The organism is Pseudomonas sp. SMN5 (assembly GCF_052041925.1).
In the GTDB taxonomy this organism is placed as follows: Bacteria; Pseudomonadota; Gammaproteobacteria; order Pseudomonadales; family Pseudomonadaceae; genus Aquipseudomonas.
In genome coordinates, this window is record NZ_JBKGGX010000007.1 from 1 (window position 1) to 26,376 (window position 26,376).

The 26,376-nt window shown below is 62.7% G+C and carries 22 protein-coding genes; 11 read left to right on the top strand and 11 right to left on the bottom strand.

Annotation, left to right across the window (positions count from 1 at the left end):
* Window positions 1–299 precede the first annotated feature (299 nt).
* The 6 genes from lepA (at window position 300) to pdxJ (ending at window position 6,445) form a co-directional block, all read left to right on the top strand.
* Window positions 300–2,096: a translation elongation factor 4 gene (lepA, locus tag ACLEJR_RS08820; protein ID WP_440813346.1), complete on the top strand. Its 1,797-nt coding sequence runs from the start codon at window positions 300–302 to the stop codon at window positions 2,094–2,096.
* Between the two features lie 9 nt (window positions 2,097–2,105).
* A complete protein-coding gene (gene lepB / locus ACLEJR_RS08825; RefSeq protein WP_440797451.1) occupies window positions 2,106–2,960 on the top strand; it encodes a signal peptidase I in 855 nt (284 codons plus the stop codon).
* Between the two features lie 213 nt (window positions 2,961–3,173).
* A complete protein-coding gene (gene rnc, locus ACLEJR_RS08830; RefSeq protein ID WP_440797449.1) occupies window positions 3,174–3,863 on the top strand; it encodes a ribonuclease III in 690 nt (229 codons plus the stop codon).
* Window positions 3,856–4,758 carry a GTPase Era gene (gene era / locus ACLEJR_RS08835; RefSeq protein WP_440813348.1) on the top strand — a complete coding sequence of 301 codons (903 nt, stop codon included), beginning with the start codon at window positions 3,856–3,858 and terminating at the stop codon, window positions 4,756–4,758. The genes rnc and era overlap by 8 nt, the downstream gene beginning before the upstream one ends.
* A 203-nt stretch (window positions 4,759–4,961) precedes the next feature.
* Window positions 4,962–5,651: a DNA repair protein RecO gene (gene recO, locus ACLEJR_RS08840; RefSeq protein WP_440797445.1), complete on the top strand. Its 690-nt coding sequence runs from the start codon at window positions 4,962–4,964 to the stop codon at window positions 5,649–5,651.
* A gap of 50 nt (window positions 5,652–5,701) precedes the next feature.
* Window positions 5,702–6,445: a pyridoxine 5'-phosphate synthase gene (pdxJ, locus tag ACLEJR_RS08845; protein WP_440797443.1), complete on the top strand. Its 744-nt coding sequence runs from the start codon at window positions 5,702–5,704 to the stop codon at window positions 6,443–6,445.
* A gap of 199 nt (window positions 6,446–6,644) precedes the next feature.
* On the opposite strand, the gene mltF is transcribed toward pdxJ, so the two are convergent.
* On the bottom strand, window positions 6,645–8,105 hold the full coding sequence (gene mltF, locus ACLEJR_RS08850) for a membrane-bound lytic murein transglycosylase MltF (protein WP_440813350.1): 1,461 nt from the start codon (window positions 8,103–8,105) through the stop codon (window positions 6,645–6,647).
* Window positions 8,106–8,393: 288 nt separating this feature from the next.
* Here mltF and purL point away from each other — a divergent pair, with 288 nt between their 5' ends.
* Both purL and ACLEJR_RS08860 read left to right on the top strand, forming a co-directional pair.
* Window positions 8,394–12,290: a phosphoribosylformylglycinamidine synthase gene (gene purL / locus ACLEJR_RS08855; RefSeq protein WP_440797439.1), complete on the top strand. Its 3,897-nt coding sequence runs from the start codon at window positions 8,394–8,396 to the stop codon at window positions 12,288–12,290.
* A gap of 4 nt (window positions 12,291–12,294) precedes the next feature.
* Window positions 12,295–12,606 (top strand): NGG1p interacting factor NIF3, encoded by a 312-nt coding sequence (locus tag ACLEJR_RS08860; protein ID WP_440797437.1) that lies wholly within the window; start codon window positions 12,295–12,297, stop codon window positions 12,604–12,606.
* A gap of 238 nt (window positions 12,607–12,844) precedes the next feature.
* Here the strand turns inward: ACLEJR_RS08860 and ACLEJR_RS08865 are convergent, their stop codons facing one another.
* From ACLEJR_RS08865 to ACLEJR_RS08900, 8 genes are all read right to left on the bottom strand, one after another.
* Entirely contained in the window at window positions 12,845–13,927 is a 1,083-nt protein-coding gene (locus ACLEJR_RS08865; RefSeq protein ID WP_440813353.1) for a scabin-related ADP-ribosyltransferase, read from the bottom strand.
* Between the two features lie 799 nt (window positions 13,928–14,726).
* Window positions 14,727–16,451 (bottom strand): N-acetylglucosamine-specific PTS transporter subunit IIBC, encoded by a 1,725-nt coding sequence (nagE, locus tag ACLEJR_RS08870; RefSeq protein WP_440813354.1) that lies wholly within the window; start codon window positions 16,449–16,451, stop codon window positions 14,727–14,729.
* Between the two features lie 31 nt (window positions 16,452–16,482).
* The gene (gene ptsP, locus ACLEJR_RS08875) at window positions 16,483–18,993 is read right to left on the bottom strand and encodes a phosphoenolpyruvate--protein phosphotransferase (RefSeq protein WP_440813355.1); all 2,511 of its coding nucleotides are present in this window, start codon (window positions 18,991–18,993) and stop codon (window positions 16,483–16,485) included.
* A 64-nt stretch (window positions 18,994–19,057) separates the two neighbouring features.
* Window positions 19,058–20,080 carry an SIS domain-containing protein gene (locus ACLEJR_RS08880; RefSeq protein WP_440813358.1) on the bottom strand — a complete coding sequence of 341 codons (1,023 nt, stop codon included), beginning with the start codon at window positions 20,078–20,080 and terminating at the stop codon, window positions 19,058–19,060.
* Window positions 20,061–21,167 (bottom strand): N-acetylglucosamine-6-phosphate deacetylase, encoded by a 1,107-nt coding sequence (nagA, locus tag ACLEJR_RS08885; protein ID WP_440813360.1) that lies wholly within the window; start codon window positions 21,165–21,167, stop codon window positions 20,061–20,063. Before nagA ends, ACLEJR_RS08880 begins: the two co-directional genes overlap by 20 nt.
* Window positions 21,168–21,200: 33 nt before the next feature.
* Window positions 21,201–21,932: a GntR family transcriptional regulator gene (locus tag ACLEJR_RS08890; RefSeq protein WP_440797426.1), complete on the bottom strand. Its 732-nt coding sequence runs from the start codon at window positions 21,930–21,932 to the stop codon at window positions 21,201–21,203.
* 421 nt (window positions 21,933–22,353) lie between these two features.
* Window positions 22,354–22,860, bottom strand: coding sequence for a L,D-transpeptidase family protein (locus ACLEJR_RS08895; protein WP_440797424.1), 507 nt, complete (start codon window positions 22,858–22,860; stop codon window positions 22,354–22,356).
* A 39-nt stretch (window positions 22,861–22,899) separates the two neighbouring features.
* Window positions 22,900–23,451: an NUDIX hydrolase gene (locus ACLEJR_RS08900; RefSeq protein WP_440813363.1), complete on the bottom strand. Its 552-nt coding sequence runs from the start codon at window positions 23,449–23,451 to the stop codon at window positions 22,900–22,902.
* A gap of 145 nt (window positions 23,452–23,596) precedes the next feature.
* On the opposite strand from ACLEJR_RS08900, the gene ACLEJR_RS08905 reads away from it, so the two are divergent.
* The 3 genes from ACLEJR_RS08905 to ACLEJR_RS08915 are packed head-to-tail and all read left to right on the top strand — an operon-like array spanning window position 23,597 to window position 24,942.
* The gene (locus tag ACLEJR_RS08905) at window positions 23,597–24,196 is read left to right on the top strand and encodes a CoA pyrophosphatase (RefSeq protein WP_440797420.1); all 600 of its coding nucleotides are present in this window, start codon (window positions 23,597–23,599) and stop codon (window positions 24,194–24,196) included.
* A 15-nt stretch (window positions 24,197–24,211) separates the two neighbouring features.
* Entirely contained in the window at window positions 24,212–24,736 is a 525-nt protein-coding gene (locus ACLEJR_RS08910) for a gamma carbonic anhydrase family protein (RefSeq protein WP_440797418.1), read from the top strand.
* Entirely contained in the window at window positions 24,733–24,942 is a 210-nt protein-coding gene (locus ACLEJR_RS08915) for a DUF1289 domain-containing protein (protein ID WP_440813364.1), read from the top strand. Before ACLEJR_RS08910 ends, ACLEJR_RS08915 begins: the two co-directional genes overlap by 4 nt.
* Window positions 24,943–25,116: 174 nt before the next feature.
* Here the strand turns inward: ACLEJR_RS08915 and ACLEJR_RS08920 are convergent, their stop codons facing one another.
* Both ACLEJR_RS08920 and ACLEJR_RS08925 read right to left on the bottom strand, forming a co-directional pair.
* A complete protein-coding gene (locus ACLEJR_RS08920; protein ID WP_440813604.1) occupies window positions 25,117–25,779 on the bottom strand; it encodes a Pr6Pr family membrane protein in 663 nt (220 codons plus the stop codon).
* A 6-nt stretch (window positions 25,780–25,785) separates the two neighbouring features.
* On the bottom strand, window positions 25,786–26,016 hold the full coding sequence (locus ACLEJR_RS08925) for a VF530 family DNA-binding protein (RefSeq protein ID WP_003205228.1): 231 nt from the start codon (window positions 26,014–26,016) through the stop codon (window positions 25,786–25,788).
* Between the last annotated feature and the right edge of the window lie 360 nt (window positions 26,017–26,376).

Below are 26,376 nucleotides of genomic sequence, written 5' to 3' on the forward strand. Positions count from 1 at the left end.
AACTGTGGGAGGGGGGAGGGCCGAGGAGAGGACAAGAAAGCCCACCTCTCTGTCCGCCGATCCCCCCCTCTCCCAAAACAGCCCCCCCCCCACCCAAAAAACACCCCACCCCCCAAGTATCGCGAGATTTGGGGGGGGCGGAGAGGTGGGAATAGGACCGCTTTTGGGTACCGGTCCCCCTCCCCCCCCCCCCACAAACGCTCATCGACAGGCGAGCGTGACGCTCGTGCGCTGTATCAGGTACAATTCCCGGCTATTTTTCGGCGGGCCATGCCTGCAGCCTTTTTGAGTGTTGATCCGTGAGTGATTTGAGTCATATCCGCAATTTCTCCATCATCGCCCACATTGACCATGGCAAGTCGACGCTGGCTGATCGCTTCATCCAGATGTGCGGCGGCCTGGCCGAACGCGAAATGGAAGCCCAGGTCCTGGACTCCATGGACCTCGAGCGTGAGCGCGGCATCACCATCAAGGCCCACAGCGTCACCCTCTATTACAAAGCTCGCGACGGCATCACCTACCAGCTGAACTTCATCGACACCCCCGGCCACGTCGACTTCACCTACGAAGTCAGCCGCTCGCTGGCGGCCTGTGAAGGTGCGTTGCTGGTGGTCGACGCCGGCCAGGGCGTCGAGGCGCAGTCGGTTGCCAACTGCTACACGGCTATCGAACAAGGCCTGGAAGTCATGCCCGTGCTGAACAAGATCGACCTGCCTCAGGCCGATCCGGAGCGCGTGAAGGAAGAAATCGAGAAAATCATCGGCATCGACGCCACTGACGCGGTCACTTGCAGCGCCAAGACCGGCCTGGGCGTGGACGAAGTGCTCGAGCGCCTGGTGACCACCATTCCGGCGCCGACCGGCAATGTCGAAGATCCGCTGCAGGCGTTGATCATCGACTCCTGGTTCGACAACTACCTGGGCGTCGTTTCCCTGGTCCGCGTGCGCCAGGGTCGCGTGAAAAAGGGCGACAAGATCCTGGTCAAGTCCACCGGCAAGATCCACCTGGTGGACAGCGTCGGTGTCTTCAACCCGAAACACACCGCCACTCCTGACCTGAAGGCCGGTGAAGTGGGCTTCATCATCGCCGGCATCAAGGACATCCACGGGGCGCCGGTCGGCGACACCCTGACCTTGAGTTCCACTCCCGACGTCGATGTGCTGCCTGGCTTCAAGCGTATCCAGCCGCAGGTCTATGCCGGCCTGTTCCCGGTCAGCTCCGACGACTTCGAGGATTTCCGCGAAGCCCTGCAGAAGCTGACCCTGAACGACTCGTCCCTGCAATACACCCCGGAAAGCTCCGACGCCCTGGGCTTCGGCTTCCGTTGCGGGTTCCTGGGCATGCTGCACATGGAGATCATCCAGGAGCGCCTGGAGCGCGAGTACGACCTGGACCTGATCACCACCGCCCCGACGGTTATCTTCGAGCTGCTGCTCAAGAACGGTGAAACCATCTACGTCGACAACCCGTCCAAGCTTCCGGACCTGTCGGCCATCGAAGACATGCGCGAACCGATCGTTCGCGCCAATATCCTTGTGCCTCAGGAGCACCTGGGTAACGTCATTACCCTGTGCATCGAGAAGCGTGGCGTACAGCGCGACATGCTGTTCCTGGGGTCGCAGGTCCAGGTGACCTACGACCTGCCGATGAACGAAGTGGTGCTGGACTTCTTCGATCGCTTGAAATCCACCAGTCGCGGCTATGCTTCGCTGGACTATCATTTCGATCGCTACCAATCGGCTAATCTGGTGAAGCTGGACGTGCTGATCAACGGTGACAAGGTCGATGCCCTGGCATTGATCGTGCACCGCGACAACGCGCACTACAAGGGACGTGCGTTGACCGAGAAGATGAAGGATCTGATTCCGCGGCAGATGTTCGACGTAGCGATCCAGGCCGCCATCGGCGGGCAGATCGTCGCTCGGACAACCGTCAAGGCGCTCAGAAAGAACGTATTGGCCAAGTGCTACGGCGGCGACGTCAGCCGTAAGCGCAAGCTGTTGGAAAAGCAGAAGGCCGGTAAGAAACGCATGAAGCAGGTCGGTAACGTGGAAATTCCACAGGAAGCCTTCCTTGCAGTGCTCAGGTTGGAATAGTTAGGTCCTATGTCGCTAAATTTCCCGCTGTTGCTGGTGATCGCCGTGTTCGTCTGCGGCTTGTTGGCGTTGCTCGATCTGTTGTTCCTGGCGCCCCGGCGCCGGGCGGCCATTGCCTCTTATCAGGGCAGCGTCAGCCAGCCTGATGGCGGGGTGGTCGAAAAACTCAACAAGGAACCGCTGCTGGTCGAATACGGCAAGTCGTTCTTCCCGGTGCTCTTCATCGTGCTGGTGCTGCGTTCGTTCCTGGTGGAACCTTTCCAGATCCCGTCCGGCTCGATGAAGCCGACCCTGGACGTGGGCGATTTCATCCTGGTGAACAAGTTTTCCTACGGGATCCGCCTGCCGGTGATCGACAAGAAAATCATCGAGGTGGGTGACCCGCAGCGCGGCGATGTCATGGTGTTCCGCTTCCCCAGCGACCCGAACGTCAACTACATCAAGCGCGTGGTCGGCCTGCCGGGCGACACGGTCCGCTACACCGCCGACAAGCGGTTGTTCGTCAACGGCGAATCGGTGGCCGAGCAGTTGATCGGTTCCGAGCCGGGCACCCTCGGCAGCGCCGAACTCTACAAGGAAAAACTCGGCCAGGCCGAGCACCTGATCCGCAAGGAAATGAGCCGTTACCGCGCCACCCCGGACCATTCCTGGACGGTGCCGGCGGGGCACTATTTCATGATGGGCGACAATCGCGACAACTCCAACGACAGCCGCTACTGGGATGATCCGAACATTCCCAAGGACCTGCTGGGCATGGTCCCCGACCGGAACATTGTCGGCAAGGCCTTCGCCGTATGGATGAGCTGGCCGGAACCCAAACTCAGTCATCTGCCGAACTTCTCGCGGGTGGGTCTGATCAAGTAATTACACACGGCGCTGTTGAACAGCGCCGAATGCATTTCTGGAGGCTGCTAGGGTTTATATGAAAAGTCGCCGCGCAGGCACTTTTCATACAAACCCTAAGGCGCCAACGATAGTCAGGACGTCATTTTTGAACACAGCGTTAATTGTCCCAAGCCAACGGTGCATTGCCGTCCCGGCGGTGGAATCCAGCCACGAACTCAGCGTGGGTAAACCGTGAGCGTTTCTCTAAGCCGCCTCGAGCGTCAGCTCGGCTACACCTTCAAAGATCAGGAGCTGATGCTCCTGGCCCTCACGCACCGCAGTTTTGCCGGTCGCAACAACGAGCGCCTGGAATTCCTCGGTGACGCCATCCTCAACTTCGTGGCCGGCGAGGCGCTGTTCGAGCGTTTCCCCCTGGCCCGCGAAGGCCAGTTGTCGCGTTTGCGCGCACGATTGGTAAAAGGTGAGACTCTGGCCGTGCTGGCCCGCGGTTTCGACCTGGGCGAATACCTGCGCCTGGGCTCCGGCGAATTGAAAAGCGGCGGTTTTCGTCGCGAGTCGATCCTGGCCGATGCCCTGGAAGCGTTGATCGGCGCGATCTACCTGGACTCCGGGATGGAAGTGGCCCGCGAACGGGTGCTGGCCTGGCTGACCTCCGAGATCGACAGCCTGACGCTGGTGGACACCAACAAGGACCCGAAGACCCGCTTGCAGGAATTCCTGCAATCGCGCAGCTGCGAGCTGCCGCGCTACGAGGTCGTGGATATCCAGGGCGAGCCGCATTGCCGCACCTTCTTCGTCGAATGCGAAGTTGTCTTACTGAATGAAAAAAGCCGGGGGCAGGGCGTGAGTCGTCGTATTGCCGAACAGGTAGCGGCCGCCGCAGCACTGATAGCCCTGGGCGTGGAGAATGGCAATGACTGATACAAATGTTACCCGCTGCGGCTATGTCGCCATCGTCGGCCGGCCGAACGTGGGCAAGTCTACATTGCTCAATCATATCCTCGGCCAGAAACTGGCGATCACCTCGCGCAAGCCCCAGACCACCCGCCACAACATGCTGGGCATCAAGACCGAAGGCGCCGTGCAGGCGATCTATGTCGATACCCCGGGCATGCACAAGGGCGGCGAGAAGGCCCTGAACCGCTACATGAACAAGACCGCTTCGGCGGCGTTGAAAGACGTCGACGTGGTGATCTTCGTGGTCGACCGCACCAAGTGGACCGAGGAAGACCAAATGGTCCTCGAGCGCGTCCAGTACGTGACCGGTCCTTTGATCGTGGCGCTGAACAAGACCGACCGCATCGAAGACAAGGCTGAGCTGATGCCGCACCTGAGCTGGTTGCAGGAGCAACTGCCAAACGCCCAGATCATCCCGATTTCCGCCCAGCACGGCCACAACCTCGATGCGCTGGAGCGAGTGATTGCCGAGCATCTGCCGGAAAACGATCATTTCTTCCCCGAAGACCAGATCACCGACCGCAGCAGCCGTTTCCTGGCCGCTGAACTGGTGCGCGAGAAAATCATGCGCCAGATGGGCGCCGAGCTGCCGTACCAGATCACCGTGGAAATCGAAGAGTTCAAGCAACAGGGCAAGACCCTGCACATCCATGCGCTGATCCTCGTCGAACGTGACGGCCAGAAAAAAATCATCATTGGCGACAAGGGCGAGCGCATCAAGCGCATCGGCACCGAGGCGCGCAAGGACATGGAACTGCTGTTCGACTCCAAGATCATGCTCAACCTGTGGGTGAAGGTGAAGGGCGGCTGGTCCGATGACGAACGGGCGCTGCGTTCGCTGGGTTACGGCGACCTCTGATTCCAGGTTCTGTGCGGGCTGGCTGTTGTGGCGAGGGAGCTTGCTCCCGCTCGGCTGCGAAGCAGTCGTGATATCGGGCATTGCGGTGTATCTGGCTGAGCGAAGTCGCTGGTTTTAGGGCTGCTTCACAGCCCAGCGGGAGCAAGCTCCCTCGCCACATGGTTCTCCTCAACCATTGAAGTCTTTTGATACTCAGGCTCCTGATGTCCCCCACCCAACCCATCGCCCAACCTGCCTACGTCCTGCACTCTCGCGCCTACCGCGAAAGCAGCGCCTTGGTGGATTTCCTCACCCCCCAGGGCCGGCTGCGGGCGGTGTTGCGGGGCGCGCGGGGCAAGGCCGGGACGCTGGCGCGACCGTTCGTGCCGCTGGAGGTCGAGTTTCGTGGGCGCGGCGAGCTGAAGAATGTCGCACGCATGGAAAGCAACGGCGTTGCCGCCTGGCTCAACGGCGAAGCGCTGTTCAGCGGCATGTACCTCAATGAGCTGCTGATCCGCCTGCTGCCTGCCGAAGACCCGCACCCGGCGGTCTTCGACCATTACGCCGCCACGCTGCAGGCCCTGGCCGAAGGCCGTCCGCTGGAGCCGCTGCTGCGTTCGTTCGAGTGGCGGCTGCTGGACGACCTGGGCTACGGTTTTGCCCTCGATACCGATCTGCACGGTGCGCCTATCGCAGCCGACGGCCTGTACCGCCTGCAAGTCGACGCGGGCCTGGAGCAGGTGTTCCTGCTGCAACCCGGGTTGTTCAATGGTACCGAGCTTCTGGCCATGGCCGAGGCGGACTGGAGTGCCCCAGGTGCATTGGCTGCCGCCAAGCGGCTGATGCGCCAGGCCTTGGCGGTTCACCTGGGTGGCAAGCCACTGGTCAGTCGCGAGTTGTTTCGCAAGCCCTGAGCAACCCGTATGCTGTGGGCCGAATATTGTCCATTCAGGAGCGCTTTTACGTGAGCACCAGCCATCGCATTCTTCTCGGCGTGAACATCGACCATGTCGCCACCCTGCGCCAGGCCCGCGGTACGCGCTACCCGGACCCGGTCAAGGCTGCGCTGGACGCCGAAGAAGCGGGCGCCGACGGGATCACCGTGCACCTGCGTGAAGACCGCCGGCACATCCAGGAGCGCGACGTGCTGTTGCTCAAGGATGTGCTGCAAACCCGCATGAACTTCGAAATGGGCGTGACCGAGGAAATGATGGCGTTCGCCGAGCGCATCCGCCCGGCGCACATTTGCCTGGTGCCGGAGACGCGCCAGGAACTGACCACCGAAGGCGGGCTGGACGTGGCGGGTCAGGAAGCGCGGATCAGGGCGGCGGTGGAGCGGTTGTCGAAAACCGGCGCCGAGGTTTCGCTGTTCATCGACGCCGACGAGCGGCAGATCGAAGCTTCCAAGCGGGTCGGTGCCCCGGCCATCGAACTGCACACCGGTCGCTACGCCGATGCCGAGACGCCCACGGCGGTGGCTGATGAGTTGCAGCGGGTGGCCGATGGCGTCACCTTCGGCCTGGCCCAAGGCCTGATCGTCAACGCCGGACACGGCCTGCATTACCACAACGTCGAAGCGGTGGCAGCCATCAAGGGCATCAACGAGCTGAACATCGGCCATGCGCTGGTGGCCCATGCGTTGTTTGTCGGGTTCAAGTCGGCGGTGGTGGAGATGAAGGCGTTGATCCTGGCGGCTGCCAAGGCCTGACCTCCATCAACCCCTCTTGTAGGAATGATTGTTCCCTTGAGGCATCCACTGAACCTGTGGCGAGGGAGCTTGCTCCCGCTTGAGTGCGAAGCACTCACAAAACTGGGGCTGCTGCGCCCGAGGCGTCGGACCGTCCCAGCGGGAGCAAGCTCCCTCGCCACGAGATCATCGCCCAATTCTTTAGCTTGATTGGCGAGCTTCAGAGCTGCGGGCTTTCCTGATTCGGCTTGCTCTTGTCGACGCCGGGTACATGCAGATTGCCCTCGGCCACCTGATCGCCTTCGAGCTGCGGCTGTGTAACCCAGGTGAGAATGTCGTAGTAGCGACGGATGTTCGCCACGAAGTGCACCGGTTCGCCGCCCCGGGCGTAACCGTAGCGGGTCTTGCTGTACCACTGTTTCTGCGACAGGCGCGGCAGGATCTTCTTCACGTCCAGCCACTTGTTCGGGTTCAACCCTTCCTTGGCGGCCAGTTTACGGGCGTCGTCCAGATGCCCGCTGCCGACGTTGTAGGCGGCGAGGGCGAACCAGGTACGGTCCGGCTCTTCGATGCTCTCGTCCAACTGATCCTTCATGTAGGCCAGGTACTTCGCGCCGCCCATGATGCTTTGCTTCGGATCCAGGCGGTTGGACACGCCCATGGCCTGAGCGGTGTTCTGGGTCAGCATCATCAGGCCGCGCACGCCGGTCTTGGACGTGACCGCCGGTTGCCATAACGATTCCTGATAGCCGATGGCGGCCAGCAGGCGCCAATCGACTTTCTCCTGCTTGGCATAGGCCTTGAAGTGCTGTTCGTACTTGGGCAAGCGCTGTTGCAGATGCTGGGCGAAGGTGGTGGCGCCCATGTAGCCGAGAACATCGACGTGCCCGTAATAGCGGTCTTTCAGGCGTTGCAAGGTGCCGTTCTTCTGGACCTTGTCCAGGTAACCGTTGATCTCATTGAGCAGGCTGTTGTCTTCGCCGGGGGCCACCGCCCAGCTCTGGCTGCGGGCGTCGCCCAGGTCGAATGCCACGCGCACGTTGGGGAAGTACACCTGGTTCATCGCCACTTCGTTGGAATCCACCAGGGTCAGGTCGATCTGGCCCTCATCGACCATGCGCAGCAGGTCGACCACTTCTACCGCGTCGGATTCTTCGTATTCGATGCCCGGGTATTGTTGCTTCAGTTGCGCCAGCTGCTCGGCGTGGCTGCTGCCCTTGAGCACCATGATCTTCTTGCCCGCCAGGGCCGCCGCGTCGGTGGGGCGTGACTGACCGTTGCGGTAGATGATCTGCGGGGTGACTTCCAGGTACGGGTGGGAGAACCGTACCTGCTTCTTGCGCGCCTCGCTGCTGACCAGGCCGGCAGCGGCCAATACCGGGCCGTTGGGCTTGCCGACCTGGTTGAACAGTTCGTCGAGGTTGTCGGCGGTCTCGATCTTGAGCTCCACCCCCAAATCGTCGGCGAAGCGCTTCACCAGCTCGTATTCGAAGCCGGTTTCACCGTTGCGATCCTCAAAGTAGGTGGCGGGACTGTTCCGGGTAATTACCCGCAGCACGCCATCCTCCTTTACGCGCTCCAGTGTGTTGGGTTTCTCAACACAACCACTGAGCACCAGGAAGAGTCCGGTTGCGATCAGCCATCTGGCGTACCGCGGACGCAAAGCCGTTGGGGAAAACATCTGCGCAGTATACGCAAACGGCCTGCGCCGCCATATCTCGACAGTAAAAGGCCAGTCTGCTAGCGGTCGCCAAACATGCCCGCAACGCAAGCCGGCCGGCGTGCGGCGGGGTTCGGGTCGCTGAAAAATATCTTATCGGGACTCGCGGAACGAGCGTCCAAACAGGCCTTTGGCGCAAAGGCCGACATTCGGCCGCCACCGTACGTGCCGTTTCGAGTGCCGTTGGCAGCGGTTTAGGCTAGAATGCACGGCCTCAAAGCACACCCCCTTCCCGAGGCTGTCCCGAAGATGTTGATCCTGCGCGGCGCTCCTGCCCTTTCTGCCTTTCGCCACAGCAAACTCCTTGAGCAACTGAGCCAGAAGGTTCCGGCTGTCAGTGGCTTGTATGCTGAATTCGCTCACTTCGCCGAAGTCACCGGCGGGTTGACCGGCGACGAACAGCAGGTGCTCGCGCGCCTTCTGAAGTACGGTCCCAGCGTTCCCGTCCAGGAGCCGACCGGTCGTCTGTTCCTGGTGCTGCCGCGTTTCGGCACCATTTCGCCGTGGTCGAGCAAGGCCAGCGACATCGCCCGCAACTGCGGCCTGGGGAAAATCCAGCGCCTGGAGCGCGGCATTGCCTTTTATGTCGCCGGTGAGTTCAGCGAGGCCGAGGCCCAACTGATCGCCGACGGCCTGCATGACCGCATGACCCAGGTCGTACTGGGTAACCTGGAGCAGGCCGCCGGCCTGTTCAGCCACGCCGAGCCCAAGCCGCTGACCGCCATCGACGTGCTGGGCGGCGGTCGCGCCGCGCTGGAAAAAGCCAACGCCGAACTGGGCCTGGCCCTGGCCGAAGACGAGATCGATTACCTGGTCAATGCCTTCCAGGGCCTCCAGCGCAATCCCCACGACATCGAACTGATGATGTTCGCTCAGGCCAACTCCGAGCACTGCCGCCACAAGATCTTCAACGCCAGTTGGGACATCGATGGCCAGAGTCAGGAAAAAAGCCTGTTCGGCATGATCAAGAACACCTATCAGATGCACAACGAGGGCGTGCTGTCGGCCTACAAGGACAACGCCGCAGTCATCGTCGGCAACGTCGCCGGCCGGTTCTTCCCGAACCCTGAGACCCGCCAGTACGGTGCGGTCCAGGAGCCGGTACACATCCTGATGAAGGTCGAGACCCACAACCACCCGACCGCAATTGCCCCGTTCCCCGGCGCGTCCACCGGTTCCGGTGGCGAGATCCGCGACGAAGGCGCCACTGGTCGCGGCGCCAAGCCCAAGGCTGGCCTGACCGGCTTCACCGTGTCGAACCTGCAAATCCCGGGTTTCGAACAGCCGTGGGAAAAGCCTTACGGCAAGCCTGAGCGCATCGTCAATGCCCTCGACATCATGATCGAAGGGCCCCTGGGTGGTGCCGCGTTCAACAACGAATTCGGCCGTCCGGCCCTGACCGGCTATTTCCGGACCTTCGAACAATCCATCGCCACCCCGCGTGGTGAGGAAGTCCGGGGTTATCACAAGCCGATCATGCTCGCCGGCGGTATGGGCAACATCCGCGCCGAACACGTGCAGAAAGGCGAAATCGTGGTCGGCTCCAAGTTGATCGTCCTCGGTGGCCCGGCGATGCTGATCGGCCTCGGTGGTGGCGCGGCGTCCTCCATGGCCACCGGCACCAGCTCGGCTGACCTGGACTTCGCCTCGGTCCAGCGGGAAAACCCGGAAATGGAACGCCGCTGCCAGGAGGTCATCGACCGTTGCTGGCAGTTGGGCGAGCAGAACCCCATCAGCTTCATCCACGACGTCGGCGCGGGCGGCCTGTCCAATGCCTTCCCGGAACTGGTCAACGACGGTGGCCGTGGTGGCCGCTTCGAGCTGCGCAACATTCCGAACGACGAGCCGGGCATGGCCCCGCATGAAATCTGGAGCAACGAATCCCAGGAGCGTTACGTCCTGGCGGTCGGCCCGGCCGATTTCGAACGCTTCCAGGCCATCTGCGAGCGCGAGCGTTGCCCGTTCGCCGTGGTCGGCGAAGCCACTGCCGAGCCGCAACTGACCGTCACCGACAGCCACTTCGGTAACAGCCCGGTGGACATGCCGCTGGAAGTGCTGCTGGGCAAGGCTCCGCGCATGCACCGTTCGGCCGTTCGCGAAACCGAGCTGGGCGACGATTTCGATCCGTCCACCCTCGACATCGCCGATTCCATCGAGCGCGTGCTGCATCACCCGGCCGTGGCGAGCAAGAGCTTCCTGATCACTATCGGCGACCGTACCATCACCGGTCTCGTGGCCCGTGACCAGATGGTCGGTCCATGGCAGGTGCCGGTGGCCGACGTGGCCGTGACCGCCACCAGCTTCGACGTCTACACCGGTGAAGCCATGGCCATGGGCGAGCGTACCCCGCTGGCGCTGCTGGACGCTCCGGCGTCGGGCCGCATGGCGATCGGCGAGACCCTGACCAACCTCGCGGCCTCGCGCATCGGCAAGATTTCCGACATCAAGCTGTCGGCCAACTGGATGTCGGCTGCCGGTCATCCGGGTGAAGACGCTCGCCTCTACGACACCGTCAAGGCGGTCGGCATGGAGCTGTGCCCGGAGCTGGGCATCACCATTCCGGTGGGCAAGGACTCCATGTCCATGGCCACCCGCTGGAAAGACCAAGGCGAAGACAAGAGCGTGACCTCGCCGCTGTCGCTGATCGTGACCGGTTTCGCCCCGGTAACGGACATCCGCCAGACCCTGACCCCGCAACTGCGCATGGACAAGGGCACCACCGACCTGATCCTGATCGACCTGGGCCGCGGCCAGAACCGCATGGGCGCCTCGATCCTGGCCCAGGTGCATGGCAAGCTCGGCAAGCAGGCGCCGGACGTCGATGATGCCGAAGACCTGAAGGCGTTCTTCGCCGTGATCCAGGGTCTCAACGCCGACGGTCACCTGCTGGCCTACCACGACCGTTCCGACGGCGGCCTGCTGACTACCGTGGTGGAAATGGCCTTCGCCGGCCACTGCGGCCTGAGCCTGACGCTGGACAGCGTGGCCGAATCCGCAGCCGAAATTCCGGCGATCCTGTTCAACGAAGAGCTGGGCGCCGTGATCCAGGTTCGCCAGGACGCCACCCCGGATATCCTCGCCCAGTTCAGCGCTGCGGGCCTGGCCGACTGCGTCTCGGTGATCGGCCAGCCGATCAACAACGCCCACATCAACATTACCTTCAACGGCGACACCGTCTTCGAAGGCCAGCGCCGCCTGTTGCAGCGCCAGTGGGCTGAAACCAGCTACCAGATCCAGCGCCTGCGAGATAACGCCGAGTGCGCCGAGCAGGAGTTCGACGCCCTGCTGGAAGAAGACAACCCAGGCCTGAGCGCCAAGCTCAGCTACGACGTCAACCAGGACGTGGCGGCGCCCTACATCAAGAAAGGTATTCGCCCACAGGTGGCGGTCCTGCGTGAGCAGGGTGTCAACGGCCAGGTGGAAATGGCCGCGGCGTTCGACCGCGCCGGTTTCAACGCGATCGACGTGCACATGAGCGACATCCTCGCCGGTCGTGTCGACCTGAACGACTTCAAGGGCATGGTCGCCTGTGGCGGTTTCTCCTACGGTGACGTGCTGGGTGCCGGTGAAGGCTGGGCCAAGTCCGCACTGTTCAACAGCCGCGCCCGCGATGCGTTCCAGGGTTTCTTCGAGCGCACCGATAGCTTCACCCTCGGCGTGTGCAACGGTTGCCAGATGATGTCCAACCTGCACGAACTGATTCCGGGCAGCGAGTTCTGGCCGCACTTCGTGCGTAACCGTTCCGAGCAGTTCGAAGCCCGCGTGGCGATGGTCCAGGTGCAGGAGTCGAACTCGATCTTCCTGCAAGGCATGGCCGGTTCGCGCATGCCGATCGCCATCGCCCACGGTGAAGGCCATGCGGAGTTCGAAAGCGAGGAAGCCTTGCTCGAAGCCGATCTGTCCGGTTGCGTGGCGCTGCGTTTCGTCGACAACCACGGCAAGGTCACCGAAACCTACCCGGCCAACCCGAACGGCTCGCCACGCGGGATCACCGGCCTGACCAGCCGCGACGGCCGCGTCACGATCATGATGCCGCACCCGGAGCGGGTCTTCCGTGCGGTGCAGAACTCGTGGCGTTCGGACGACTGGAACGAAGACGCGCCATGGATGCGCATGTTCCGCAACGCACGCGTCTGGGTGAACTAAAGACGTGTACAAGCTCTGCTTCTTCGTCCCGCCCAGCCACGTGGACGTGGTCAAAAGCGCCGTATTCGCTGCCGGTGGCGGGCGAATCGGCGACTATGACCGCTGCGCCTGGCAAGTGCTGGGTCTGGGCCAGTTTCGCCCGCTGGACGGCAGCCAGCCATTCATTGGCGAGGTGGGGCAGGTCGAGCAGGTCGAGGAATGGAAAGTGGAGCTTGTGGTTGCTGACGAGCTGATCGAGGGGGTGGTGAAGGCTTTGAAGCAGAGCCATCCCTACGAGACGCCAGCCTATGAGGTGTGGCGGTTGGAGGATTTCTGATTCTCTGGCCGTTGAGATGAAAACCCGCTGATTGATTCAGCGGGTTTTTTATTGGGCGGGTTTAACAGTTTAAAACATGCCTGCCAGCGCAAGCCGATTCCCACTGGGATCTCCGGTGGGCCCGAAAACTGTGGGAGCGAGCCTGCCCGCGAAGAGGCCAGTACATCCACCTTCTATGTCAGCCGATCCACCGCTATCGCGAGCAGGCTCGCTCCCACAGAGGTTCTACCTAGCCCGTCTATTGATGCCGGTTCTCGAGGCGGCAGGCTTCTTTCTCGATGCCGATGCACTCGACCGGTTCACTGACGCCTTTTTCGAAGCGGCGTGCGTTCATCAACAGTCCGCTCTTGATACCGCCGATGAATGCGTAAGCCCCTGGACGGTTGCCGGTGTACTTTCCTGACAGATCCACCGCTACGCTGTTGGGCCTGACCTCATACACCCAGCCGCCGTTTGCCGATTCCGTGACCGCCCAGATCTTGGCGTCGCTGTAGTCACGAAATGCCACGACGACCGATTGAATGGAAGCTGATTCCGGGCTGCTCGCCCAACGTAAGACCGGTGGCTGCGAATTCTTTGCCCGTAGGCCATTGGCCAGTGCATCCGCCCCTTGCACGGGATTGATCCGTGCCGAGCCGACTGCCCAGAGGGATTGCTTGTTCGTTGTCCAGGCCAGACCTTCTGCCGGTTCGAGTTTGTCCCAATCAATGCGGGTCGCGGCAACCTCCTGCATCGTCTCGTGGCCGGTGGGTTCACGGTAGTTCGGGTTGGCGATGCAATCGGCGAGATTGGTTTTTTTGCAGGCTTGCTTGATAAAGATGCCCTTGACCCCTCCCGGATAGCTGATCTCTTGCTCACCGACAATAGGCCCGCCCGATTGCTCCTGATCGATGCCATGGGGGGCCTTGAACTCGAACACCCACTCATTGGCGAAGCTCTGGGCGATACGTTGATTGCGGGTGGTGCTGCTATACACCGACCGTTGGACGCCAGCGCCATGGCTGAACCAGTCATACATCCACTCGTCTTCGGGGAACGCGACGGACTTAGGCAATAACCCGTCCTGGAAAGCCTCCAGCCCCTGATTGGTGGTGTCGCCTCGATAGAGCGTGTCCATATCGGTGCGCCAGCGCAGGGAAGGTGTGGTCGCACGGATATCCACGCTCGAATCCGCCGTGACCTGAAGCCAGGCCTGGTACCAGGGCTCCTCTTTCTGCGTCGGGGCCTGGGTCGCTGCCCACGCATTTGGGCCCGCCTGCCACGCGCCTGCCAATACCACGGCGACAGCCGCCACCCGTACAAAATCTTTGCTTCTACTCATGATTAGGACACCTCAACTCGAAACGAGGGTGCCAATCGAATCACATACTTCATTACGACCTATTCTTCGAATTGACAGTTTGACTACCTGTTGCGCAGTGCGAGGGTACCGCTGGGGTGCGTCTCGGTTCACTGCGTGAAGGTGAGAGTAGATGACTGCGGCGGGCTGGAAGATCTGTTTTTTGTAACAAGCTGATCGGTTGGGTACGGTCGCGAATAACCAGGTTGTGTTTATTGGTTTCAATCTGTCGGAATTATCCGTTACCTGTTATTTCTGACAGTTGTTGGGTCATGATCAATGACTTTTAATCGAGGATTTTGTCAAGGGATGCGCGGTAGACGAACGGTGGGTTTAGGGGGGGATGCAATCAGTAGCGGCCTTATCGCGAGCAGGCTCGCTCCCACACCGGGCGATGTTGATCACCACATCTGTGGGACAACACCCAGCCCTTGTGGGAGCGAGCCTGCTCGCGATCAATCGGAAGATAAATACAAACGGGCCTGTAAGGCACAGGACCCGTGGCGAGGAGCTTGCTCCCGCTGGGGCGCGCAGCGGCCCTGAAACTGACGAGGCGGCATGACGAAAAACGGGAATAAACAACCAAGGGGCTGCCGCGCAGCCCGACGGGGATGAATCCCCTCGCCACAGGTGCGATGGTCGGTCAGACGCGCCGCAGTTTCCGACGGGGTTTCAAGGTTGTTCCTCGCTGCCGTTTTTTTGTTTGACCGCGGACAGTGGTGGCTCGATTAGCACTCACCCTGGCGGACGGCCGCCGTTCTGAGATCTATCACAGGCTGGTTCACGGAGTGGCTAAGCCGGGGGGCGCATAGGTGTTGCGAGTGTTCGCCATCGCCTCCAGCGCGTCACTGATGGCGCTGGCGCGATCCCCCACCAACAGATGCCAGACACCGCCTTCCAACGGACTGACCCCCTGGCAACCCAGCGCGCTGAGATCCGCTTCGCAGAGCCGACGGCCGTCACTCAGTTGCACTCGCAGCCGGGTCTGGGCGACGCATTCCAGCGCCAGCACGTTGTCTCGGCCGCCCAGGGCTTGCAGCCATTGCCCGGCCTGCTCGTTGCTGACGGTGCTCGACCGGGCCTGCGTCGGCTCGATCACCGGTTTGTCGCTCGTAGCGGTCCCGGGCAGTGCCAGGCGGATCTCGTCGGCAATGCTGTCGGCCATGGGCCCCACCACCACTTGCAGGCTCCCACCGTTGCCGGGGCGTACCACGGCCATGGCTCCCAGGGCCTTGAGTTGACTATCGGATGCTTTGTTGCGGTCCACCGTGTCCAGCCGCAGGCGGGTGGTGCAGGCGCCAACGGTGATCAGGTTGGCGGCACCGCCGAGTGCCGCGATGTAGGCTGCGGCCCGCTGGTTGGCGGCGATCACCGGTTTGTCGGTGGTCGGGACGTCTTCACGACCGGGAGTCTTGAGGTCGAAGCGACGAATGCAGAAGTCGAACACGGTGTAGTAGACCACCGCGTAGGCCAGGCCCACGGGCACCACCAACCAACCGTTCGTCGACTTGCCCCAACCCAGGACCATGTCGATGAACCCGCCCGAGAAGGTGAAGCCCAGGCGGATGTTCAGCCAGTCGGTGATCGCCATGGACAGCCCGGTCAGCAAGGCATGCAACAGGTACAGTAACGGCGCGAGAAACATGAAGGCGAACTCCACGGGCTCGGTAACGCCGGTAAGGAACGACGTCAGTGCCATGGACAGCAGGATCCCGCCCATGACTTTGCGCCGCTGGGGCAAGGCGTTGCGGTACATGGCCAGGCAAGCGGCCGGCAGGCCGAAGAGCATCACCGGGAACATGCCGGTCATGAACTGGCCGCCTTTGGGGTCGCCGGCGAAATATCGGCTCAGGTCGCCGGTGACCACCGCGCCGGTGTGCGGGTCGGTGAAGCTGCCGAAGATGAACCAGGCCATGTTGTTGAGAATGTGGTGCAGACCGGTGACGATCAACAGCCGGTTGAACACGCCGAACACGAAGGCGCCGATACTGCCGCTTTCCATCAGCAAGGCGCCGAAGCTGTTGATGCCGTGCTGGATCGGCGGCCAGACCAGGCCGAATACCAGCCCCAGGCCCACCGCACTGAAGCCGGTGACGATCGGCACGAAGCGCCGGCCGCCGAAGAACGCCAGGTACTCGGGCAGCTTGATGTCCTTGAAGCGGTTGTACAGTGCCCCCGCAAGCAGGCCGCTGATGATCCCCGCGAGCATGCCCATGTTGATACTGGCGTCGAGCACCTTCAGCGTGGCGATCATCACCAGGTAACCGATGGCCCCGGCCAACCCCGCCGTGCCGTTATTGTCCCGGGCAAAACCCACGGCGATGCCGATGGCGAAGATCATCGCCAGGTTGGCGAAGATCGCTTGCCCGGCATCATGGATGATGACGATGTTCAGAAGATCGGTGTCGCCCAGTCGCAGCAACAGGCCGGCGATGGGCAGGATCGCGATAGGCAGCATCAGTGCCCGGCCGAGGCGTTGCAGTCCTTCGATGAGGTGCTGGTACATGGCGGTTCTCCCTTATCGTTGTTCGAGGCACTCAGCCCATGGGCCAGTGTTGGTGGCAGGCCTGGCGCACGGCGGCGGCACTGGACAGGGTCAGCAGTTCGGCGCTCAGGCACGCGCACTTGACGGCGTCGAGCTGGCGCACACGTGCTTTGATCTCGCCGATCTGCGCCGCGCTGACCGACAGCTCCCGCACGCCCAGCCCCACGAGCACCGGTGTCGCCAGCGGGTCGGCCGCCAGGGCACCGCACACACCGATCCAGCGCCCATGCCGGGCCGCGCCGGCGCAGGCCTGGGCGATCAGCCGCAGCAATGCCGGGTGCAGGGCGTCCACACGGGCGGCGAGGCCGGCGTGGTCGCGGTCCATGGCCAGGGTGTACTGCGACAGGTCATTGGTACCGATGGAGAGGAAGTCCGCGTGCTCGGCCAGTTGTTCGGCCAGCAGGGCCGCGGCGGGTACCTCGATCATTACCCCCAGTTGCGGTCGCTCGCTCAGGCCCAGCTCATTGGCCAACGCGTCGAGGCGCCGGCGGATGTGCAGTAGCTCGTCGACTTCAGTAACCATGGGCAACAGGATCCGGCAGCGGTCCAGCGGACGGGTTTGCAGCAAGGCGCGCAATTGCTGGTCCAGCAGTTGCGGCTGCACCTGGGCCAGGCGAATACCCCGCAGGCCCAGGACCGGGTTGGCTTCGTTCGGCAGGGGCAGGTAGTCCAGTTGTTTGTCGCCGCCGACATCGATGGTGCGGATGATCACTGGCTTGTCGGCCATGGCATCGAGCACCGCTTGGTAGCGTTGGCGCTGCTCTTGCTCGTCCGGCGCGGTGTGGCGGTCCACGAAGAGAAATTCGGTGCGTAGCAGTCCCACACCGTCGGCCCCATCGGCCAGGGCCTGGGCAGCATCGGCGCTGGAAGCGACGTTGGCAGCCACTTCGATATGGATCCCGTCGATGGTTTGGGCAGGTGTGTGCGCGAGGGCATGCTGCCGAGCACGGCGTTCGGCGTGTTCGGCGTGTAACTGTCGCACCTGGGCCAGGCGCTCGGCAGTGGGGTGCAACTCGAGACGGCCTTCGTCAGCGTCCAGGACCACCGTCTGGCCTTGCTGTTCCAGCAAGGCCTCGCCCAGCGCCACGAGGCACGGCAGGCCCTTGCCTCGGGCCAGGATGGCGACGTGGGAAGTGGCGCCGCCGCCGACCATGCACACCCCAGCCACGCCTTGGGCGCACAGGTGCAGCAGGTCCGATGGGGCCAGCTCCTGGGCCGCGACGATCGCGCCCGCCGGTACGTCGAATGGCCAGGTTTGCCCCAGCAGCGCCCGTAAGACTCGCTGGCGCAGGTCACGTAGGTCATTGGTGCGCTCGGCCAGCAGCGTATTGCCCAGTTGTTGCAGCACCCGGCATTGCGCATCGATGGATTGGCTCCAGGCGTGAGTCGCAGCGCTGCCCTGATCGATGCACAGGCGTGCGGCGTCCAGCAGGGCCGGGTCATCCAACAACGCCAGGTGCGCGTTGAAGATCGCTTCTTCGTCGCTGTTGCGCCGGGTTCTTGCCCTGTCAAGGGTGAGTCGGATTTCATCGCTGACCTGCGCCAGAGCCTGGTCGAGTTGTCGGCGTTGCGCCTCGACGTCGTGGCCGCCCGCGTCCTCGGGCAACACAATGCCATCCAACCGCACCAGTGGCCCGACCGCCACGCCGGGGGCGGCGCATACGCCGTGCAACACGCCGTCTTCGGCGGGGCGGGGGTGCGGTTTGAATGCCGGCGCCTGTGCATGGGTGTCTTCGGCCAAGGCGGTGGACAAGGTCGTCAGTAACGCTTGCAACGCCGCTTCGGCATCGCTGCCTCGGCAACTGACCTGCACCTGCGCCTGTTCGGTGATCGCCAGGCCCATCATTCCCATCAGACTGTCGCAGGATGCCGACCGGCCGCCGAAATGCAGCTGCGAGCGGCTCTTGAAGCCCTGGGCGGTCTGGCGCACCCGTGCCGCCGGTCGCGCGTGCAGGCCGCCGCGATGGGCGATGCGGACCTGGCCGGAGACTTCCAGCCCGACGTCCTGATCGTTGGCCGGGGACGCGCCGGTATTCTTGGCGACGATGTGCAGCAGCGGCTCGCCGACTTTCACGCCCACGAGCGTGACGGGTCGCGCCTGGAAGTGCTCGCCGTTGGTGATGACCAACAGGCTGACCAGGCTCTTGCAGCGTCTGGCCACCTTGTCCACGTCGTAACGCAGCAATGGCTGACCGTTACTGACCCGCGCGCCTTCCTTGACCAGCATGGTAAACCCGTCGCCGCGTAGCTCGACGGTGTCCAGCCCGAGGTGCAACAGCACCTCGGCACCGTTGTCGGCGCGCAAGGTGACGGCGTGGCCCGTACGGGCGACGTGGATCACGTCGCCGTCGCAAGGCGCATAGAGGGTATCGTTCAGCGGATCGATGGCGATCCCGTCACCCAGCGCGCCGCTGGCGAACACCGCGTCCGGGACGTTGGCGAGGCTGAGCACCGGGCCGCTGAGCGGGGCGCTGAGGGTCAATTCTTTATTATTGTCAGGCATGGCTTGCTCTCATTGGGCCCGGATCACATCTGGCCTTTTCTTGGACTTGCGGTCGGTTGTCGGATCAATGCGTGCGGGTCACCTTGCTCAGGTGCCGCGGCTGGTCCGGGTCCAGGCCCCGCGCCACGGAAAGGCGCGCAGCCATTCCATAGAAACTCTGGATTGCCAGAATCGGATCCAGGGCCGGGTGTTCGGCGCAGGTCAGGGTCAGGTCGCGTTCGACGATGTCATCGGGCGCGGCCAGCAAGACCCGTGCGCCGCGCTGGCGCATGTCGGCAGCCAGGCTGAGCACGCCAGCCTGCTCGGCACCGCGAGGGGCAAATACCAGGAGCGGGTAGTGCTCATCGATCAGCGCCATAGGCCCGTGGCGCACCTCGGCGCTGCTGAAGGCTTCGGCCTGAATCGCCGAGGTTTCCTTGAATTTGAGAGCCGCTTCCTGGGCAATGGCGAAGCCGGCGCCGCGGCCGATCACCATCAACTGCCGGCAGCCGCGCAGGGCCTCGACGGCGGCGCTCCAATCCTGGCGGCTGGCATCGCGCAACCCCTCGGGAAGGGCGGTGCCGGCTTCCAGCAACTGGGCGTCCTCCTTCCACTGGGCTACCAGCCGTGCGCTGGCGCTGAGGGTGGCGATGAAACTCTTGGTGGCGGCGACGCTGCTTTCGACGCCAGCGCACAGCGGCACGCTGAATTCACAAGCGGCTTCCAGAGGCGAGTCGAGCGCGTTGACCATGGCCACGCTCAAGGCGCCGCGCTTGCGCAACAGGCGCAGACTGTTGACCAGGTCCGGGCTTTGTCCCGATTGGGAAAAACCGAACGCCACCTGGCCACTGACCTTGAGCGGCGCCTGCTGCATGGTCACCACCGACATCGGCAGCGACGCCACCGGCAGCCCGAGTTGTTGCATGGCCAGGTAGGCGAAGTAGCTGGCTGCATGATCGGAACTGCCACGGGCGACGGTCATCGCTACTTGCGGTGGCTGGCGGCGCAGGCGTCCGGCGAGCTCCTGCAGGATCGGATCCAGTTGCAGCAGCTGGCGTTCGACGGCTTTGTCAGCGGCGAGGGCTTCTTCAAGCATTTTGGAAGTCAAGGGCTTCTCCTTCGACCATCACGTCGGTCAGGGTCAGGGCACGATCAAGGCGCACGCAGTCGGCCCAGGCACCCGGTTGCAGGCGTCCACGCTCGGGCAGGCCGAGGTAGTCGGCGGGGAACTGGGACAGGCGCTGCGAGGCTTCGACGATGGACAGGCCGATCTTCACCAGGTTGCGCAGCGCCTGGTCCATGGTCAGCGTGCTGCCGGCCAGGGTGCCATCGGCCAGCCGCACGCCACCCAGGCACTTGGTCACGGTGTGGCTGCCCAGCTTGTACTCGCCATCGGGCATGCCGGCGGCCGCGGTGGAATCGGTCACGCAGTACAGGCACGGGATCGCGCGCAGGGCCACGCGCATGGCGCCGGGGTGCACATGCAGCAGGTCCGGGATTAACTCGGCATAGCGCGCATGAGCCAGCGCCGCGCCGACGATCCCCGGCTCGCGGTGATGCAGCGGGCTCATGGCGTTATACAGATGGGTGAAACTGCTGGCCCCGGCGGCCAGCGCGGCGACGCCTTCCTCGTAACTGCCCAGGGTGTGGCCGATCTGCATGCGCACGCCTCGGGCACTGAGGGCGCGGATCAGGGCATCGTGGCCGGCGATTTCGGGAGCGACAGTGATTACCCGGATGGGGGCCAGGGCCAGATAGTCCTCTACTTCGGCGATCATCGCGGTGTGGGCGAAGTTCGGCTGCGCCCCCAGTTTGCCGGGATTGATGTACGGGCCTTCCAAATGCACGCCAAGCACTCGGGCGCTGCCGCTGCGCGGTTGTTCGCAGAACTCGCCCAAGGCTTCGAGCACGCGGCCGAGTTCATCGCTGGGCGCGGTCATGGTGGTCGCCAGCAGGGACGTTGTGCCAAAGCGCGCATGGGTACGGGCGATGGTGTCGAATGCGGCGGCGCCTTCCATGATGTCCTTGCCGCCGCCCCCATGAACATGCAGGTCGATGAAGCCGGGCAACAGGTAAGGCAGGTTATTGTCAGCCGGATCGCATGGCTGGCCTTCGACGGACACGACCTTGCCGTGGGCATGGATCAGGCGGCCGCGAACCCAGCCATGGGCGGTGAGGATGTTGTCTTCGGACATGGGCAATCTCTGGTGTCTGAGGAGGCAGCGCGGCTAGCGCCGGAGCTCGGCGACAAAGTCGTAGTAATCGTTGCGGCAATAAGTGTCGGTGACTTCGATGGGCGTGTTGTCTTCCAGGTAGCCGACCCGTGTCATCAGCAGCATCGCGGTGCCTGGGGCGATGTCCACCAGGGCCGCGAATTCGTCCGAGGCGTTGATGGCCTGGATGTGCTGCAAGGCGCGCACCACCGGTTTGCCGATGCTGTCGAGAAACTCGTAGAGCGAGGCCCCCACCGCCTGTGGTTTGGGAACGATGCTGGCGGGCAGGGTGCTCATCTCGATGGCCATGACCGTGTCGTCGGCCTTGCGCAAGCGCTTGAGCCGCGCGACCTTGTCGGTGGGCGACAGGCCCAGGCGGATCAATTCCTCGTGGGTGGGTGGGGTGATTTCCCGTTGCAGCCACTGGGAGCCGGGCACGAACCCCTTGAGCCGCAGCATTTCGCTGAAGCTACTGAGGCGAGACAGCGGCTGTTCCAGGCGCGGAGTGATGAACGTGCCCGAGCCTTGGTGACGACGGATCAGGCCTTGTTCGAGCAGCACCTCCAATGCCTTGCGAGCGGTGACCCGGGAAATCCCCAGTCGTTCGCTCAAGCTGCGCTCGGATGGCATCGCCTGCTCGGCTTTCCATTGGCCGGCATGAATTGCCGCTTCCAGGTTACGGGCCAGTTGCAAGTACAGCGGTGTGGGCTGGGTGTCGTCAGGGCGCAAGGCCAGGATGTCATGCATAAGGTGTCCGATGCGGTTGTAGGATTGTTTTCGCCCGGTGAGTGGATCGGAAATTAATACCACTTGAATACCACGTCAATGCTGGTTTTTCGCGTTCCCGTGACCTTCAGGGACTGCTTCAAAGTGATGGAGATAAAGTGGTATTAGTGCGATGCGTTTCGCTGGCACGGAATCCAGCAAAGCGTGGGGATTGAAAGGCGAAGTGGTATTGGCCGGCAGGGATGCCGGTTGCTTTTGGCGCTTTGTTTATTTTTTTGCGGCGACTGATCGCGCGTAGGGTGGGAGCGAGCCTGCTCGCGATAGCGGTGGGGCAGCTAAAATCGATTCTGGCTGTGGCGTGGTTTTCGCGAGCAGGCTCGCTCCCACACCCGACTGCCGCCAGGACTGCTCCACGTTCCGCTTCAGGCGATGAAGCGCAGCGCTATGGCCGGATCTCGATCATCGTCCCGTCCGGCACCAGGTTCCACACCTCACGCATGTCGACATTGCGCATGGCGATGCAGCCGTCGGTCCAGTCCAGCGTGTGGAACAGCTCTTCGGGATTTTCCTCGGTGTCCGGGGTGCCGTGGATCATGATCATGCTCCCCGGTTCCACGCCTTCACGCCGGGCGCGGGCGGCGTCGCTGATGTTGGGGTAGGAGATGTGCATCGACAGGTAGAAGCGGTCGCTGGTCTTGCGCCAGTCGATCCAGTAGAAGCCTTCGGGGGTGCGCTTGTCGCCCTGGATCAGCTTGGGGCCCTTCTTGGCGCCTTTGCCCAGGGAAATACGGTAGGTCTTGAGCGGTTTGCCGTCGTTGATCAATTGCAATTGATGGGCGGACTTGAGCACCAGCACTTTTTCGATGACCTTGCCGTCATAGGTGCCCAACGCAGAGGCCTGGGACACAGCGGTGAACGACAAGCAGAACAGCACAAGCAACCAACGCATTGAAACGATATCCCTGGTAATGTCGCGGCTAAATGGTTTTCAGGAGTTGGCGGGCTGTGCCAGCGGTGGGATCGACTCGGATCGCACCGGGTACGCCTCGGCTCGCCGATCGGCGAAGAAGTATTCCAGGGTGCGGCCCACCGTGCGGAAGGCCAGTTCATCCCAGGGTATATCGGCTTCTTCGAACAGTTTGACCTCAAGGCTTTCTGTCCCGGCGGCAAAGTCTTCATCCACCAGCTCGGCACGGAAGAATACATGCACCTGGCTGATGTGCGGTACGTCGATCAGCGTATAGATGCTCAAGTTGCGCACCCGTGCACAGGCTTCCTCGGCGGTTTCGCGTACGGCGGCCTGTTCGACGGTCTCGCCGTTCTCCATGAAGCCCGCCGGCAAGGTCCAGTAGCCGCGCCGTGGCTCGATGGCGCGCCGGCACAGCAGGACTTTGCTGCCCCAGGTCGGCACGCAGCCGGCCACGATGTTCGGGTTCTGGTAATGAATGGTGTGGCAGGTGTCGCAGACAAAGCGCAGGCGCGAGTCGCCTTCGGGTATGCGTTGGGTCACCGGGTTACCGCACTGGCTGCAGAATTTCATGCTTGGATTCCTGAATGCTGCGCCTATCTTGGCGTGGGCGGGCCGGTGCGGCAAGTTGTCGTTTCGCGACACGACGCGGTACGGGGGTTGGGCCGCTTGAATGATTGGTGCATGATGCAAGGTAGCGAATAAATCGAGAAGTCTCATGCTGGACGAGCTACTGCATCGAGTAAGCAACCATACCCCGCAGGATTTGCAGGCCGACCGACGTTTCCCCGAAGCCGCGGTGCTGGTGCCGATTACCCGCAGTGAAGAACCGGAACTGGTATTGACCCTGCGCGCCAGTGGGCTCTCGACCCACGGCGGCGAAGTGGCGTTCCCCGGTGGGCGCCGTGACCCGGAGGATCCGGACCTGGTTTTCACCGCCCTGCGCGAAGCCGAGGAAGAAATCGGCCTGCCGCCGGGCCTGGTGGAAGTGATCGGCCCCCTCAGTCCGTTGATTTCCCTGCATGGCATCAAGGTCACGCCGTACGTCGGGGTGATTCCCGACTACGTCGAATACCAGGCCAACGATGCCGAAATCGCCGCAGTGTTCAGCGTGCCGCTGGAGTTTTTCCGCAAGGATCCCCGCGAACACACGCATCGCATCGATTACCAGGGTCGCAGCTGGTACGTGCCCAGTTATCGTTTCGGCGAATACAAGATCTGGGGCCTGACGGCGATCATGATCGTCGAACTGGTCAACCTGCTGTTCGACGCCGGTATCGACCTGCACAAACCGCCCAGAACCTTCATCCATACCTGAAGCCCGAGGATCGTCATGAAATACCGCCTGGGCGATGCCCGTGTCGAAACCCACCCACACAGTTGGGTCGCGCCCAACGCGACGCTGGTGGGCAAGGTCCGTCTCGAAGAAGGGGCTAACGTCTGGTTCAACGCGGTGTTGCGCGGTGACAACGAGCTGATCCTGATCGGCAAGAACAGCAACGTGCAGGACGGCACGGTGATGCACACCGACATGGGGTATCCGCTGACCATCGGCACCGGCGTGACCATCGGCCACAACGCCATGCTTCACGGCTGCACGGTAGGCGACTACAGCCTCATCGGCATCAATGCGGTGATTCTCAACGGCGCGAAGATCGGCAAGAACTGCATCATCGGCGCCAACTCGCTGATCGGCGAAGGCAAGGAAATTCCCGACGGTTCCCTGGTGATGGGGTCGCCGGGCAAGGTGGTGCGTGAGCTGACCGAGGCGCAGAAGAAGATGCTCGAAGCCAGCGCCGCCCACTACGTCCACAACGCCCAGCGCTATGCCCGCGACCTGGTCGAGCAAGAGCCATGAACCCACCCGAACGTCCGGTCCCGTCGCCCTGCGTGAGCATCTGTGCGCTGGACAATGACGATATCTGCACCGGTTGCCAGCGGACCGTGGCGGAGATCACTCGCTGGAGCCGGATGGACAACGACGAGCGCCGCAGCGTCCTGGCGTTGTGTCATGAGCGGGCGAAGGCCAGTGGTTTAGTGTGGATGTTGCCTGCACGATCCTGAATGTGAATACAGCCCCCTGTGGCGAGGGAGCTTGCTCCCGCTGGGCCGCGCAGCGGCCCCAACACAGTCGGCTCAATCTGCCTGACTCACCGGGGTGGTCCATTTCAGGGCTGCTTCGCACTGGAACGCCATCCCGGCCCAGCGGGAGCAAGCTCCCTCGCCACAAAAGCGAGTTCACTTGGGTTCAGCACGACGTCCCATCCACCGATCCAACCCCACCACCCCCAGCGCTATCACCACAAACCCTGCCAGTATCCCCCCGGCATTGATGAACACTTGTGGATAACCCAGCTTTGTCACGTCGATGAACGGGTAGGGGTAGGCTGCCAGCGAATTTCCCCGCAGCAGGAGATAGGCGAAATACACCACCGGATAAATCATCCACAGGCCGACATGGCCCAAGCGCAGGCTGCCCTTGGGCACCCAGCGGCACCAATAGACGACGTACAACACTGGCACCACGTCGTGCAGCAGCTCGTCGGCCACGAACTGCGAGCCCTCGGGTTGCCAGAGGTGGCGTAGCAGCAGGTTGTAGGCCAGGCTGACCAGGGCGATGCTGACGGCGATGCCGCTGCGTACGCTCGGCAGCAGGAACCAGCGGCGCACGGCGCAAGGGCGCTCAGTCAGCTCCCAGGTCAGCACCACCGCCACCAGGATGTTGGTCAGCACCGTGAAGAAGCTGAAGGTGTTCACCAGCCCGCCCAGCAGGCTCGCGCCCAATTCCCAGCGAACGAGCAGGATCAGGTACAACTGGATGCTCAACCCCACCCAGCCCAGCAGCGCGGTCACCGACACGAAACGCTGGCGCAGCGTGAGGCGACGACCCGGATTGATCATCACGGCTCAGACCGGACGCTTGGTTCGCATCAACTTGATGTACAGGCGCTCGACTTTCTCCCGTGCCCAAGGCGTCTTGCGCAGGAAGGTCAGGCTCGACTTGATGCTCGGGTCGCTTTTAAAACAGCGGATATCGATGCGCTCGGCCAGCCCCGACCATTCGTAATGCTGCACCAGGGCATTGAGGATCTGCTCCAGCGTCACGCCGTGCAGTGGGTTGTTGTTCGGTTCGGTCATGGCGGGCCTTTGCGCGAGGAAAGTGTAAAACCGCGCACCTTAGCCGAGGTGCCGTCAACGGGAAAGCATAGTTGCGTCTTTGAGTGGTCGCGCTAGCTGCACACTGTTACTGAAACCGAAATGATCCATGTCAAGAAAAGACCTTTCTCTATCTGTAACAGGACATTATCCTTGCGCCGTTGCTGAAACGGTTCTTGCCGCATGCCAGAGCTGTTGCGCTCAGCCAATCCTGATTAAAGACCGAAGAACGCCTCCTGAATGCTCCATGTTCAGCCTTTGCAAGATAGCGCTGTCTGGGGTAGGGAAAACCTGTGGGAGCGAGCGTGCTCGCGATGGCGGCGTAACAGCCAACCTTGTGTC

Excerpts from the sequence above, each read along its gene's own strand:
- lepB (WP_440797451.1), top strand. The coding sequence starts at position 2,106 with ATGTCGCTAAATTTCCCGCTGTTGCTGGTGATCGCCGTGTTCGTCTGC.
- era (WP_440813348.1), top strand. The coding sequence starts at position 3,856 with ATGACTGATACAAATGTTACCCGCTGCGGCTATGTCGCCATCGTCGGC.
- recO (WP_440797445.1), top strand. The coding sequence starts at position 4,962 with ATGTCCCCCACCCAACCCATCGCCCAACCTGCCTACGTCCTGCACTCT.
- mltF (WP_440813350.1), bottom strand. The coding sequence starts at position 8,105 with ATGTTTTCCCCAACGGCTTTGCGTCCGCGGTACGCCAGATGGCTGATC.
- purL (WP_440797439.1), top strand. The coding sequence starts at position 8,394 with ATGTTGATCCTGCGCGGCGCTCCTGCCCTTTCTGCCTTTCGCCACAGC.
- ACLEJR_RS08865 (WP_440813353.1), bottom strand. The coding sequence starts at position 13,927 with ATGAGTAGAAGCAAAGATTTTGTACGGGTGGCGGCTGTCGCCGTGGTA.
- nagE (WP_440813354.1), bottom strand. The coding sequence starts at position 16,451 with ATGTACCAGCACCTCATCGAAGGACTGCAACGCCTCGGCCGGGCACTG.
- ptsP (WP_440813355.1), bottom strand. The coding sequence starts at position 18,993 with ATGCCTGACAATAATAAAGAATTGACCCTCAGCGCCCCGCTCAGCGGC.
- nagA (WP_440813360.1), bottom strand. The coding sequence starts at position 21,167 with ATGTCCGAAGACAACATCCTCACCGCCCATGGCTGGGTTCGCGGCCGC.
- ACLEJR_RS08890 (WP_440797426.1), bottom strand. The coding sequence starts at position 21,932 with ATGCATGACATCCTGGCCTTGCGCCCTGACGACACCCAGCCCACACCG.
- ACLEJR_RS08895 (WP_440797424.1), bottom strand. The coding sequence starts at position 22,860 with ATGCGTTGGTTGCTTGTGCTGTTCTGCTTGTCGTTCACCGCTGTGTCC.
- ACLEJR_RS08900 (WP_440813363.1), bottom strand. The coding sequence starts at position 23,451 with ATGAAATTCTGCAGCCAGTGCGGTAACCCGGTGACCCAACGCATACCC.
- ACLEJR_RS08905 (WP_440797420.1), top strand. The coding sequence starts at position 23,597 with ATGCTGGACGAGCTACTGCATCGAGTAAGCAACCATACCCCGCAGGAT.
- ACLEJR_RS08910 (WP_440797418.1), top strand. The coding sequence starts at position 24,212 with ATGAAATACCGCCTGGGCGATGCCCGTGTCGAAACCCACCCACACAGT.
- ACLEJR_RS08915 (WP_440813364.1), top strand. The coding sequence starts at position 24,733 with ATGAACCCACCCGAACGTCCGGTCCCGTCGCCCTGCGTGAGCATCTGT.
- ACLEJR_RS08920 (WP_440813604.1), bottom strand. The coding sequence starts at position 25,779 with ATGATCAATCCGGGTCGTCGCCTCACGCTGCGCCAGCGTTTCGTGTCG.
- ACLEJR_RS08925 (WP_003205228.1), bottom strand. The coding sequence starts at position 26,016 with ATGACCGAACCGAACAACAACCCACTGCACGGCGTGACGCTGGAGCAG.